Genomic DNA, 13,016 nt, shown 5'->3' with positions numbered 1-13,016 from the left:
TTTCATGATATTTTGGAACGAACCCCTTAAGCATAAGGACAAAGATTAAATCACCGCGAGTTGTATTTTATTGCTGTGTCAGTCAAAACAAACCCCGCCACCAGCGTCTGTGGAAATACAAATATCCCCCAAGGTTGGGCCGCGTAAGATGAAACGATGAACACGCAGTCTCAACAGCTGACGCTGGCTTTTTCAATCACGGCTTTGGTGCTTTACATACCAGCCAACTTGCTTCCGTTCATGAGCATCGAGCTTTATGGCCGGCGCAACACCGCCACCATCTGGGACGGGATCGTGTCGCTGGCTGAAGCCGGCTCGTGGCCTATAGCCATCATCGTGTTTTTGGCAAGCATCCTGATCCCGCTCTTAAAGCTGGTGATTCTGTTTTATCTGTCTTTGGGGGCGGCGGATGCCAATCCCCAACTGCAAGACCGGCTGTACCGGATTGTTGAAGCCATCGGTCGCTGGTCGATGCTGGATATCTTTCTGCTGGCGATCATGATTGCCATTTTAAAACTGGGAAAATGGGCCACGGTAGAACCCAAACCCGGCGCATTGTTGTTTGCTTTGGTGGTGATCTTCACCATGCTGGCTTCCGCTTACTTTGAACGACCCGCCTGCGAAGACAAGGAAAGACATGGACAAGGAACTGAAACAGAAAGTTAGCAATTTCAATTCACGGTGGTATGTGTGGCTGTTTCCGCTGTTTGCCGTGCTGATTTCCGGCTGGCTGCTGATCCAGTATGTGACGAACCTAGGGCCGGAAATTGAAATCCGCTTTGACGACGGCAATGGTATCGAAGCCGAAAAAACACTTTTAAACTATCGCGGGGTCACCATCGGAAAAGTCACTGACGTGACCCTTTCTGAGGACCAGAAAAAAGTCATCGTGCATGCCCGCTTGCAGAAAGACGCCAAAAGCTTTGCCGCCGAAGGCGCCAAGTTCTGGATCGTCACCCCGAAGGTCAGCATCCAGGGCATCACGGGGCTTGAGACCTTGATCAAAGGCCCCTACATCGCAGCCCAACCCGGCGAAGGTGACAAAAAAACCGAGTTTCAGGGAAAGCAGGAAAGCGAAACCGAAGATCCGCTGGTGGACACCGTGATTTACCGGCTTGAAACCCCGAACGCCGAATCCATCAACCCCGGTGATGATGTCAGCTTTCGCGGCATGAACGTGGGAACCGTCACGAAAGTCACCTTAAGCAAAACCGCCCAGACGCTGCTGGTGCAGATCAACCTGCAAAGCAAATACGCGCGCCTGGTGCGCACCAACACTCAGTTCTGGCGCAAAGTGGGCGTGCAGGCCAAACTGGGGCTGTTCAAATCAGAGCTTAAAATCAATTCACTGGAAACATTATTGCGTGGCGGGGTTGAATTGTTCACCCCGGAACCTGCGGGCGAAATCGCCAAGTATGGGCACAAATTCCCGCTGCAGGCTGGTCCCCCAAAAGACTATCAGAAATGGAATCCATCGCTGGAGAAATAAAAAAAGCCCTCTTTTTCAAGAGGGCTTTTTAAGTTTTAAACTAGTGCAGTTTTTTACCCATCAGCGCCGCGCGGGCTGCCGCCAGTCTGGCGATAGGCACACGGAACGGAGAACAAGACACATAATCCAGCCCCACCTTGTGGAAGAACTCGATGGATTCAGGGTCACCACCGTGCTCACCGCAGACGCCGACTTTCAAGTCCGGCTTCGTGCGACGGCCCAGGTCCACACCCATTTTCACCAAAGAACCCACACCCACCTGATCGATGGACATGAATGGATCTTTCGGCAGAATTCCGTGAGACACGTAAGTGCCCAGGAAGCGACCAGAATCATCACGGGACAATCCCAAAGTCGTCTGAGTCAGATCGTTCGTACCGAAGCTGAAGAAGTCCGCATGTTCCGCGATCGCATCTGCTGTGATCGCCGCACGAGGAAGCTCAATCATGGTACCCACGGTGTATTCGAACTTCACGTTCTTTTCAGACTGAACCTTGTTCACTTCCGCGATGCTTTGAGCACGCAAAGTGTCCAGTTCCTTGTCTGTTGCCACCAGCGGGATCATGATTTCCGGAGCCAGTGTTTTGCCTTCAGCCATCAGTTGTGCAGCCGCTTCCGCGATCGCACGAACCTGCATCTGATAAATTTCAGGATAAGTGATCGCCAAACGGCAGCCACGGTGACCCAGCATCGGATTGAACTCGTGCAGGGATTTTACTTTAGAGCGCAGACGCTCATAGTCCGTGTTCAGACGTTTTGCCAATTCTTTGGTTTCTTCATCCGTGTGCGGAACGAACTCATGCAGAGGTGGATCCAGCAAACGGATCGTCACTGGCAGGCCGTCCATGATTTTGAACAACTGATAGAAGTCTTCACGTTGCATTGGCAAAAGTTTCGCCAGTGCTTTTTCGCGGTCCATTTTGTTGTCAGCGATGATCATCTCACGAACCGCATCGATGCGGTCTGCGCCGAAGAACATGTGTTCTGTACGGCAAAGGCCGATACCTTCCGCACCGAAATTACGCGCCGTTTGTGCGTCTTTCGGAGTGTCAGCATTGGTGCGAACTTTCAGTTTGCGGATGCCGTCAGCGATTTTCATGATGCGCTCGAAATTACCATCCAGTTTTGGCTCGATGGTTTTTACTTCGCCCAGATAAACTTCACCAGTGGAACCATCCAGCGTGATCACGTCGCCTTTTTTCAGGACGTAACCTTTCACTTTCATGGTTTCATTGCGATAGTCGACTTCGATATCACCACAACCCGCCACACAGCACTTACCCATACCGCGTGCCACAACGGCCGCGTGGGATGTCATACCACCACGAGTGGTCAGGATGCCTTGCGCCGCCACCATGCCGGCAATGTCTTCCGGAGAAGTTTCAATGCGCACCAGGATGACTTTCTTGCCTTGCTCTTTCCATTCAACCGCTTCTTCAGATGTGAAGACGATCTGACCGTTCACTCCGCCCGGAGACGCTGGCAAACCTTTGGCCAAAGTGGTTTTCGCCGCTTTCGGATCCAAAGTCGGATGCAGCAGCTGATCCAGGGAAGAAGGATCCAGACGCAGGATAGCCTCGTCCTGCGTGATCAACTTTTCATCGATCATGTCGCAGGCGATTTTCAATGCTGCCGCCGCGGTTCTTTTACCGTTGCGGGTTTGCAGCATCCACAAAACACCGCGTTCAATTGTGAACTCGATGTCCTGCATGTCACGATAGTGACCTTCCAGCTTTTTATAAATATCAACCAGCTGACCGTAAGCCTGAGGAAGAGCTTCCTCCAAAGACATCACGCCCGCGGCTGCCGCAGCGATCTTGGTGATCGGCTGCGGAGTGCGAATACCCGCCACCACGTCTTCACCCTGAGCATTGATCAGGAATTCGCCGTAGAAGGCTTTTTCCCCTGTGGACGGATTGCGTGTAAACGCCACACCCGTTGCAGAGTCATCGCCCATGTTACCAAAGACCATGGACTGAACGTTCACGGCTGTACCCCAGGCTGCCGGGATGGAGTGCAATTCACGGTAAGTGATCGCACGCGGTGTGTTCCAGGAATGGAAGACCGCAGAGATAGCACCCCACAGTTGTTCCCAAGGGTCCGCCGGGAAGGACTGACCGGTCATCTGATGAATCAGATCTTTGAACTTTTTCACCAGCAGTTTCAGGTCTTCCACGGTCATTTCCGTGTCCAGTTTATAATGCTTTTCCTCTTTCATGTCTTCCAGAGTCACTTCCAGAAGTGAAGAGTTCATGCCCATCACGACATCAGAGTACATCTGGATGAAGCGACGGTAAGAATCCCACGCAAAACGCGGATTCGCAGAGGATTTCGCCAAGCCTTCAACCGTCTGGTCATTCAGGCCCAGATTCAGGATCGTATCCATCATCCCTGGCATGGAGGCACGCGCGCCCGAGCGCACAGACACCAACAGAGGATCGTTTACGTCACCGAATTTTTTGCCGATTTTGGCTTCAACTTTTTTCATGGAATCCTGAACTGCAGGACGAACCCAGTCAGGAAGCTTGCCGCCGGCTTCATAGAAGTGAGCACAGATCTCGGTAGAGATCGTGAAGCCCGGAGGAACCGGAATGCCCAAAGAGGTCATTTCGGCCAGGTTGGCGCCTTTACCACCCAGAATGTTCTTCATGCCCGCATTGCCTTCGGATTCACCGGCAGCAAAGAAGTACACGAACTTCTGTGGTACAGCTGTTTTGGATGTTTGTTTGTCAGAGTTTACATTCTGGTGCATTAGTCTCCCCCACCGGAAAAGTAAAATTAGTTGTCCTATCTAGTAGACATAGAACATCCCTAAGCCCTTAATATCAATGAAATTTTGGGGCCCAATATGCTCTGAGTTATAGAGTTTTCGTTCCACCCCCTGAGGAGTGCTCCGGGGTGTTCCGCTCCTCTCTAAAAACCACACGTTTATCGAGCACTTAGGAGTTTTTACAGGAACCCCTTCCCGACCAAATCCTAACCTGCCTTTCAGGAATGGCTGTGCTAGAAAATCGCGCATCTCAAAAACCCAAGGAGTCATCCCATGAAAAAGGTTCTGTTCACGCTTGTTCTGTTCGTTGGAAGCGTTTCTTCTGCTCATTCTGCATGCACCAGTCTGGAAGCCCAAATAATTGCGAAGGTTGCTTCTGTAGAGCCTATTGCCAACAGCCGCCTGTGCCGTGTGAAAATGGCCTGGACCGGACGCTGGATGTTCAATCCTGCTTATGCCTGCCCTTTGGATATCGATGAAGTGAGTTCTTTCGGCGTTATCGCCCACTGTGATGCAAAAGTCGGCGAACAGATCGACGGCATTGCCTTCCGCAGCCCCAATGCGACTCCGATGGAAATCTATCTGTACTAGCCAGTATTTATGCGCATAAGGAATAATATTTTATTCTTTATGCGCTAACTATTCTGATTGGCTTTTGATAGAAATCCCGGCGAACCACGATTAAGGAGCTTTCCCATGAAAAAAATGATCTTTGCATTGTCTTTGATTCTAGCTGCCAACACCGCTTCTGCCAAAGTGCCGGGCCAAAAACTATCTGACCTGAAAGAGCTTTGCGCTTTGGATGCCGCTCAGGATGACGAAAACGCTTACGAAAATGCGTTCACCACGGTCTCCACCTTGGATATCAAAGAAATCAGTTCTTTGACTGAAGCAGAACTGATCATGACCAACGCTCACCTGATCGGCGAAGAATACACCACTGCCAACCTGACTTTTGCTGAAATCAAAGCACTGTTCAGCGAAGGCGGCGATCAGCACTACAATGATCTTTATATCATCACTTTCAAATCCAACGTTACGGGCCGCATTTACACGCAAGTGAAGTCCTATCCAGGTGACAACCCTTACGCTTTGATCTTTGACACGAAAAAATTGAAAGCTGTTGCTCACAACGGTGACGATAGCATCGTGCTTTTGACCGACAACGGTTCTTACAGCTGCTGGGAATTGTCTCAGGCAGGAAAATAGTCTGAATCCATTCGATAGAAATTTCGAATAAAAAAAGGGAGTGCGATGCACTCCCTTTTTAGTTTAAAACGTCTTCAGTTTGGCAGCGATGTAAGTGTTCAACTGAGTGATCGCCACACGCTCTTGAGTCATCTTGTCACGGTGACGAACTGTCACGGCCTGATCGTTGATGGTGTCAAAGTCCACAGTCACGCAGAACGGCGTTCCGATTTCGTCCTGACGACGATAGCGTTTACCGATGGACTGGGATTCGTCGTAATTCACGTCGAAGTCTTCAGCCAATTGGTCACGCAGTTTTTCAGAAATCGAGCTCAGCTCCTCTTTCTTGGACAGAGGCAGAACCGCAACTTTGAACGGAGCGATGTCAGGGTGCAGACCCATCACCACGCGCACGTCTTCTTTACCCGCTTCGTCTGTCGTTACTTCCTCGCGGTAAGCATCACACAGGAATGCCAGGAACAGACGGTCACAGCCCACGGCTGTTTCGATCACGTATGGGATGTATTTCTTTTTGTTCGGTTCATCGAAGTACTCAAGGTTTTTACCAGAGAACTTCATGTGCTGGGACAAATCGAAGTCTGAACGGTTGTGAATACCTTCAAGCTCTGAGAAGCCCATTGGGAACTTGAATTCCACATCCACAGCAGCTTTCGCATAGTGCGCCAGCTTGTCGTGATCTTTGAATTTCAGGTTTTCAGGCTTGATGCCGTACTTGATATAGAAATTCCAGCGGCGCTCTTTCCATTCTGTGAAGAATTTTTCGTCAGTGCCCGGCTCAACAAAGTATTGCATTTCCATCTGTTCGAATTCACGCGTGCGGAAGATGAAGTTTCCTGGCGTGATTTCGTTGCGGAAGGATTTGCCAATCGCCGCAATACCGAATGGAATTTTGTAACGGGATGCCTGCTGACAGTTCTGGAAGTTCACGAAGTGACCTTGTGCAGTTTCCGGACGCAGATAAACCACGCTGCCGGAATCTTCCAATGGACCCATGTGAGTTTTAAACATCAGGTTGAAGGATCTTTCTTCAGAAAGATTTTTGCTGCCGCAATTCGGGCATTTCTTTTCGTTGATATAAGAATCCGTGTTATCCGCACGGAAGCGTGTTTTACACTCTTTACAGTCCACCAAGGGATCAGAGAATCCATCGACGTGACCGGATGCTTTCCACACCATCGGATGCATCAAAATAGCAGCATCCAGACCCACGATGTCGTTTCTGCGAGTCATGGCATTCCACCACGCGCGCTTCACATTCAGCTTCATCAAAGAGCCCAAAGGACCGTAATCCCAGCAACTTGCAAGACCGCCATAGATCTCACTGGATTGGAATACAAAACCACGACGTTTGCTGAGGCTCACAAGAGTGTTTAGGTCCTCAAGATGCTTAATTTTCATGCAGGGCTCCAAATTTAGAAAAGCTAAGTGGCTTTGCCAGACAAGATTTTTCAAGGCGCGAGGAGGAAGCTGTACATTCGTACCGCGACGACGAGCAACGCCGAAAAAGCTTGTCTGGCAAAGCCACCGTTATGGTTACACTTGGGTCCAGAACCAGTCAAGAATTAGGGGTCTTGCCTTGCCTGAGAGCGGGACCTCGGACAAGCTATTCCTATGCAGCGCATCCGAAAATGGTTCGCCCTTCCATTCTTGCTGGTCCTTCTGATTCCCCAGGCTCACTCCGAGTCTGTGTCCAAATTTGTAACAAAAGAAGAAAAGATCCGCGAAGAAATGATCGTGATATCTCGCGAACTGGGTGTGACCTGCAATGCCTGCCACAATGTTCAGAACTTCAAAGCTGATGACAAAAAAGCCTTCAAAGTAGGCAAAGAGCATATGAAATTGACTCAGATGCTTCGTGAAAATGGCATGGACGGTAAGAAGAGCGCCAAAGCCACTTGCTATATGTGCCATCGCGGCAAACTGATGCCCGACTTCAAAGAGCCCGCTAACGCGAAAGCTTTCTAGAAATTCCCGTTTTTTCACAATAAAAGACCCGCGGGCGTGAACCTCGCCCCCTTTCTTTTCGTCTAAACTGACATGCCTTATTGTCCCCGCATTGACTCCGTCGCCAATTGGGGAAAAATGTATTGTGCGAAAGGACCACTATGAACCTGATTGACCTCTCGATTCGACGCCCGGTGTTTGCATGGGTTCTCATGTTTGCTTTAATTGTCTTCGGTGCCATTTGCATGAACCGCATGGGTATCTCGCAGCTTCCGGACGTGGACTTCCCTATTGTCAGCGTTTCTGTGGACTACGAAGGGGCGGCCCCTGAAATCGTCGAAGCCGAGCTGTTGGATCCTATCGAGGAACGACTGCTCGCCATCGAGGGCATCAAGGAAATGCGCTCGTCCGCGCGTCAGGGTTCCGGTTCTGTGACCCTGGAATTTGATATCAACCGTAACGTCGACGTCGTTTTGCAGGAAGTGCAAACCGCACTCAGCCGCATGCGCTGGCCGCCCGGCGTGGACCCTGCCACCATCCGCAAACAGAATCCGGAAGAAGACCCGATCATCATCCTTTCCATTTACGGCGAAGCTGAACTGCGCGACATGATCAACTGGACCGAAAACTATCTGCTGGATCAGGTGCGTTTTCTTGAAGGTGTCGGTGAAGTCAGCATCGGGGGCTTCAGTCAGCGCAACCTGCGCATCTGGGTCGACACTAAAAAATTATCCGGACTGTATCTGACTCTTACTGATGTTGTGGATGCCATCAGCACCCAGCACCTTGAAAGTGCCGCCGGCCAATTCACCGAAGGCGAACGCGAACTGCGCGTGCGCTGGCTGGGTGAAGCCACCAATGTGCAGGATGTCGCCAACATTCAGATTCTGCGCCGGGGCGGCCAGCGTATTCATGACCGCGAGATCTTTATTCGTGACGTTGCCCGCGTCGAAGACGGTCTTTCTGACATCCGTCGTGTCGCCCGTGTCGATGGCCGTCAAGCTGTTTCCATTCAGGTGCGCAAACAGCGCGGCACCAACGAAGTCACCGTTGCCAACGAAGTCCGCGAAAAGCTAAACAGCATCAAAGACACCTTCCCGGAAGGCTTCAATTACCGCGTGAACGTCGACTTCACCCGTCCGACCGATGCGACGGTGAATCTGACCATTGAAAAGCTGTGGGTCGCAGCCTTGATCACCATTTTGGTGTGTTTCCTGTTCCTGGGAAGTATTTCAGCTGCCGTCAACATCCTGTTCTCGATCCCGACTTCGATTGTGGGGACCTTCGTCATCCTGTACTTCTCTGGGTTTACTTTAAATCTGTTCACCCTGCTGGCGCTGACGCTGTCCATTTCCATCGTGGTGGATGACGCCATCATGTTACTGGAAAATATCGTGCGGCACTATCGCATGGGAAAACCTTCGGCCAAAGCCGCTTCCGATGGCTCGAAAGAGGTTCTGCCCGCGGCGGTCGCAGCAACATTGGCAGTTATCGCCGTGTTCCTGCCAGTCGTATTCATGGATGGCATCATCGGGAAGTTCTTCTTCCAGTTCGGTGTGACCATGAGTGCCGCGGTATCCCTGTCCCTGCTTGAAGCCGTCACCATCACACCAATGCGTGCCGCAGCCCTGCTGTCCAGCGAACCGAAAGTTTCCAAACTGGAACACTGGCTGGATGAATTGTTTGAAAAGTTCGCCCATTCCTATCAGAAGGTTCTGCACGGAACTTTGCGATATAAGTACGTGGTGGTGATCGGTTCTTTGGTGTTCTTCGTCGTGTCCCTGTTCCTGGTGGCCAAAGTCCGTCAGGAATTCGTGCCCGCGCAGGATCAGGATTTCATTATTATCAGTGCCCAGATGCCTCCGGGAACCTCCCTGGAAAAGACCAGCCGTGAAGCTGAAAAAATTGAAGCCATCCTGAAACAGGATGCCTCGGTTGAAGGCTTTGTCGTGTCGGTCGGCGGTGGCGGCGGAGGATCCAACGTCAATCAGGTCTTCCTGCCAGTGGCTTTGAAAGCCCGTGCCGACCGCCAACAAGGTCACCTTGAAATCATGACCAAATGGCGTGCCGAGTTCCGCAAACTGAAAGACATGCGTGTTTCCATGCGTGATATTTCCGCGCGAAATCTTTCTTCCGGCCGTCAGAATCCTTTGGCGATCAATCTGCGCGGACCCGACCTGAACGTCCTGTTTGAAAAATCCCAGGAGCTGATGGACCGGCTGGAAAAAGAAAAACTGGCAGTGGATCTGGATTCAGATTTCCGCAAAGGGATTCCAGAACTTGTTCTGACCCCGGACCGCAAGGCTATGGCCGCGCGTGGTGTGTCGGTGGAAGACGTGGGCCGCATCCTCTCGGCCGGCGTCGGTGGTTTGCGTGAAGGCCGCTACACCGCCGATGGACGCCGCTATGACATTCGTTTCAAGTTCCTGGAAGACCAAATCCAAAAACCGGAAGACTTCAAAAAGCTGTATGTGCGTAATAACTTCGGAAACCTGATCCCACTTTCACAGCTTGTGAAAATCGAAGAACAGTCCGCCATTCAGGGCATCAGCCGGGTGAACCGTCAGCGGGCCATTTCGGTGTTCGGAAATCTGGCATCGGGTCAGTCTCAGGCCGCGGTTCTGGAACGTGCCAGTGCGATTGCCAAAGAAATTCTGCCGACAGGCTATTCCTTTGCTCTTGAGGGTGCCTCCGCCGGATTTGCCGATTCTTTCAAAAGTCTTTATTCCGCGATGCTGGTCGGCATCCTGGTGGCCTATTTGATTCTGGCCGTGCAGTTCAACTCGTTCATTCATCCGGTGTCTGTCCTGGTCGCATTGCCGTTCAGTGTGACCGGAGCTTTGGTGGCCCTGTGGGCGTTTGATGTGTCGCTGAATCTTTTCAGCTTTATCGGATTGATCGTCTTGATGGGTATTGCGAAAAAGAATTCGATTCTTTTGGTGGAATTCACCAATCAGGTCCGGTATCACGGGGAAAAGGATATTTCCAAAGCTTTGCTTGAAGCCTGCCCGATCCGTCTGCGACCTATTCTGATGACTTCCGTAGCCACTGTTGCCGCTGCCTTGCCGCTGGTGATCGGCCATGGTATCGGTTCAGAAACGCGGGTGCCAATGGGTCTGTCAATTATTGGTGGTACGATCGTTTCCACCCTGCTGACCTTGTTCGTGGTTCCGGCGTTGTATCTGATGCTGTCCCCGCTTGAAAGCAAAAAGAAAGAGGTCGAACTGTGAAGCTGATTAAGCAGACAAGAAGAACCGCCTACTTTGTGGCAGGCTGGATCTTTCTGGGGTTGGGATTTATCGGCATCTTTTTGCCGCTGCTTCCGACAACCCCGTTTCTGCTTTTGACAGCTTACTGTTTTGCGCGAAGCTCGATCCGCTGGCACAAGTGGCTGCTGGCGCAACCACACATGGGGCCGTTGATTTTAGACTGGCAAAAACACGGTGTGATCCGCACTCGCGCCAAACTGATGGCCACCGGCTTGATGGTGCCCCTGGTTTCGCTGTCTTTGTTCTTTGGGAACGTTCCCATTTACGCAAAAATATCAGCAGCGGCAGTCTGCTCTTGCGTGCTGATTTTCATCTGGACAAGGCCTTCGCGTAAGAAAGATGAACGGTCTCAGATAAGTACGCGTTCATAAGTTTTACAGGGCTAAAACCCGAATCTTTACTATACACACAACCGCCTGGACAACTCGTTGACAGTCGAAAAAGCCCCTTAATTTTTTCTCAAGATTGCAGCTAACCCCCTGTTCCGCCGGAAATTTCCAGCCGAAGAGTTTTATCCAGGGGGACCATTCATGGCGATGAATTCTTTGTTGAAGCTCGGGGCAATCTGTTCAGGTGCGATTTTGCTTTTTGCCTATCAGAACTTTACTCCCAGCAATGTCACTGCGGCACGCACTTGTTCTGCCGCCAAAATAAATGAAATTCTGGCAGGCGCCACAGCCGAGGCCAGCGCTGTGAATATCGACTGCTCGGCCAAGCTTCCCAAAGGCAGCACCATCAGCAAACGACTGGTGTTCCGCGGTGCTGAAGCCACGGGTGTTCAATTTGACTGTAATGGCAGCACCCTGAACGAAGCCGGGGTGAATGCCGGCAAAGACATGATTCAGGTTCTTTCCCGCAAAATACAAAAAAACGGTGAAACCACCTGGGCCCGCCCTTCAGATGTGACAATCAAGAATTGTACTGTCCTGGGTTCCGTGCGCATTTACGGGATGAATACCAACGGAGAAGGCGCTTATTTGCGTGCTTCGTCCATTTCGGAAGGTCATACCGCAAGAGCCCAGGCCGCAGCCCCCACCCGCATCACCCTGGATCGCATGAAGATTCAAGGCAGCGCGCGCATTCCACTTTATATTTCTCCGGGTGTGACTTATGTCCGCCTGACCAATTCCAACGTCGGAGGATCTTCCAGCAGTGTGGCGATCTATCTGGATGCGGAAAGTGCGCACAATCTGATTCAGAACAACTCCATTCACACCGACACGGCCAAACGCGAACTGATCGCGGTGGATGGATCGGCCAACAATCGCATCGTCGGCAACAGGCTGTCGGCTTTGGATAACGGCGGTATTTACCTTTACCGCAACTGCGGTGAAGGCGGCACCGTTCGCCATCAAACCCCGAGCGGCAATCATATTATTAACAATATCTTCTATTACAAAAAATACGACGGGAAAGACCCGGCGGTGTGGGTTGCGTCCCGCAACGGCAACCGCAACTATTGCAATGCTGACAATGGTTATGCCTTTGGCAGCAGCGCCAACAACAACGATCTGGCCCGCAACAACGTGATTGCCCAGAATCAGTTCTATAAATTCAAACCAGAACAGATTGTGCGCTTTAGTGAATCGCCAAATTATCTGCTGGCAAATGAAACTGTTTCCGCCGACATCAAGCGCGCTTCCGGATGTTATCTTAAGGCCGCATTCCCATCAGAATTGCTCGGACACGGACAATCCACCCAGCAGTTTATGGTCAGTGGTGCGGTGGTCTGCAAAGAAACCAAATACACCTGTACAGACGGCGTTCTGTCCACGTCCAAGGCCACGTGCCAAGGCGTCAGTGTCAAAACCAAACCTTTTGAATGTCAGGTTTCTGGCAACAACTCGGGCTGCGGCGGGACCGTACGCTGCGACTCGGGCCAAAGAATCATTGGCGTTCGTGCCGCGTGCAATCTTGAAAACGGCCGCGTGCCAGCGTCATACATCAATGCCGTGGGTTTGAATACCGCTTCGGTTCAAAGAGCTTCTGATAACGTCAACGACGGCCGCTGCCAGATCGACAATGTGATCTTAAGATCTGGCAACGCTTCTGTAAGGGCCTCCGTCGGTTCGACTTATCTGAACTATTCCTGCCGCGAATACGATAAAAACGGCGGCGACTGCCACGTCATTGGCCAGATTCTTTGCCAGTAAGATATTTGACACCTCTCCCTGTGACGATATCGGGCACTTTGACATGTCAATTTGGGATTGGCACTCTGCCGTGCCTCTTTAGCAGCTCCCCGGCAAGCACGAAGCTTGCTCCTTCATAAAAGAATGAAGGAGTGTGGATGCACTGGTCTTGTTTAATTCTCATTTTAGGACTGATAGCACCT

Annotated in this window: 10 protein-coding genes; 8 read left to right on the top strand and 2 right to left on the bottom strand. The window is 51.2% G+C overall.

Going from position 1 to position 13,016, the window contains the following annotated elements; translation table 11 throughout:
- Positions 1 to 156 precede the first annotated feature (156 nt).
- Together BDT_RS05765 and BDT_RS05760 are read left to right on the top strand one after the other, a co-directional pair.
- On the top strand, positions 157 to 666 hold the full coding sequence (locus BDT_RS05765) for a paraquat-inducible protein A (RefSeq protein WP_015090304.1): 510 nt from the start codon (positions 157 to 159) through the stop codon (positions 664 to 666).
- Positions 638 to 1,489 carry an MlaD family protein gene (locus BDT_RS05760; protein WP_051026275.1) on the top strand — a complete coding sequence of 284 codons (852 nt, stop codon included), beginning with the start codon at positions 638 to 640 and terminating at the stop codon, positions 1,487 to 1,489. Before BDT_RS05765 ends, BDT_RS05760 begins: the two co-directional genes overlap by 29 nt.
- A 40-nt stretch (positions 1,490 to 1,529) precedes the next feature.
- On the opposite strand, the gene ppdK is transcribed toward BDT_RS05760, so the two are convergent.
- The gene (ppdK, locus tag BDT_RS05755; protein WP_015090302.1) at positions 1,530 to 4,241 is read right to left on the bottom strand and encodes a pyruvate, phosphate dikinase; all 2,712 of its coding nucleotides are present in this window, start codon (positions 4,239 to 4,241) and stop codon (positions 1,530 to 1,532) included.
- Positions 4,242 to 4,532: 291 nt separating this feature from the next.
- Between ppdK and BDT_RS05750 the strand changes: the two genes are divergently transcribed.
- Positions 4,533 to 4,850 carry a hypothetical protein gene (locus BDT_RS05750; RefSeq protein ID WP_015090301.1) on the top strand — a complete coding sequence of 106 codons (318 nt, stop codon included), beginning with the start codon at positions 4,533 to 4,535 and terminating at the stop codon, positions 4,848 to 4,850.
- 105 nt (positions 4,851 to 4,955) lie between these two features.
- Positions 4,956 to 5,468: a hypothetical protein gene (locus BDT_RS05745; RefSeq protein WP_015090300.1), complete on the top strand. Its 513-nt coding sequence runs from the start codon at positions 4,956 to 4,958 to the stop codon at positions 5,466 to 5,468.
- Positions 5,469 to 5,531: 63 nt separating this feature from the next.
- Here the strand turns inward: BDT_RS05745 and BDT_RS05740 are convergent, their stop codons facing one another.
- Positions 5,532 to 6,866: a glycine--tRNA ligase gene (locus BDT_RS05740; RefSeq protein ID WP_015090299.1), complete on the bottom strand. Its 1,335-nt coding sequence runs from the start codon at positions 6,864 to 6,866 to the stop codon at positions 5,532 to 5,534.
- 213 nt (positions 6,867 to 7,079) lie between these two features.
- Here BDT_RS05740 and BDT_RS05735 point away from each other — a divergent pair, with 213 nt between their 5' ends.
- From BDT_RS05735 to BDT_RS05720, 4 genes are all read left to right on the top strand, one after another.
- Positions 7,080 to 7,433, top strand: coding sequence for a photosynthetic reaction center cytochrome c subunit family protein (locus tag BDT_RS05735; RefSeq protein WP_015090298.1), 354 nt, complete (start codon positions 7,080 to 7,082; stop codon positions 7,431 to 7,433).
- A 140-nt stretch (positions 7,434 to 7,573) separates the two neighbouring features.
- Positions 7,574 to 10,642, top strand: coding sequence for an efflux RND transporter permease subunit (locus tag BDT_RS05730; RefSeq protein WP_041577189.1), 3,069 nt, complete (start codon positions 7,574 to 7,576; stop codon positions 10,640 to 10,642).
- Positions 10,639 to 11,052, top strand: coding sequence for a YbaN family protein (locus tag BDT_RS05725; RefSeq protein WP_148278728.1), 414 nt, complete (start codon positions 10,639 to 10,641; stop codon positions 11,050 to 11,052). Before BDT_RS05730 ends, BDT_RS05725 begins: the two co-directional genes overlap by 4 nt.
- A gap of 159 nt (positions 11,053 to 11,211) precedes the next feature.
- Positions 11,212 to 12,834, top strand: coding sequence for a hypothetical protein (locus BDT_RS05720; RefSeq protein WP_015090295.1), 1,623 nt, complete (start codon positions 11,212 to 11,214; stop codon positions 12,832 to 12,834).
- Positions 12,835 to 13,016 lie beyond the last annotated feature (182 nt).

The sequence above is a fragment of the Bdellovibrio bacteriovorus str. Tiberius genome (assembly GCF_000317895.1).
Lineage (GTDB): Bacteria > Bdellovibrionota > Bdellovibrionia > Bdellovibrionales > Bdellovibrionaceae > Bdellovibrio > Bdellovibrio bacteriovorus_F.
Note: the sequence above shows the minus strand (reverse complement) of the source record. Positions and strands in the feature narration are given on the sequence as shown.

Excerpts from the sequence above, each read along its gene's own strand:
- BDT_RS05765 (WP_015090304.1), top strand. The coding sequence starts at position 157 with ATGAACACGCAGTCTCAACAGCTGACGCTGGCTTTTTCAATCACGGCT.
- BDT_RS05760 (WP_051026275.1), top strand. The coding sequence starts at position 638 with ATGGACAAGGAACTGAAACAGAAAGTTAGCAATTTCAATTCACGGTGG.
- ppdK (WP_015090302.1), bottom strand. The coding sequence starts at position 4,241 with ATGCACCAGAATGTAAACTCTGACAAACAAACATCCAAAACAGCTGTA.
- BDT_RS05750 (WP_015090301.1), top strand. The coding sequence starts at position 4,533 with ATGAAAAAGGTTCTGTTCACGCTTGTTCTGTTCGTTGGAAGCGTTTCT.
- BDT_RS05745 (WP_015090300.1), top strand. The coding sequence starts at position 4,956 with ATGAAAAAAATGATCTTTGCATTGTCTTTGATTCTAGCTGCCAACACC.
- BDT_RS05740 (WP_015090299.1), bottom strand. The coding sequence starts at position 6,866 with ATGAAAATTAAGCATCTTGAGGACCTAAACACTCTTGTGAGCCTCAGC.
- BDT_RS05735 (WP_015090298.1), top strand. The coding sequence starts at position 7,080 with ATGCAGCGCATCCGAAAATGGTTCGCCCTTCCATTCTTGCTGGTCCTT.
- BDT_RS05730 (WP_041577189.1), top strand. The coding sequence starts at position 7,574 with ATGAACCTGATTGACCTCTCGATTCGACGCCCGGTGTTTGCATGGGTT.
- BDT_RS05720 (WP_015090295.1), top strand. The coding sequence starts at position 11,212 with ATGGCGATGAATTCTTTGTTGAAGCTCGGGGCAATCTGTTCAGGTGCG.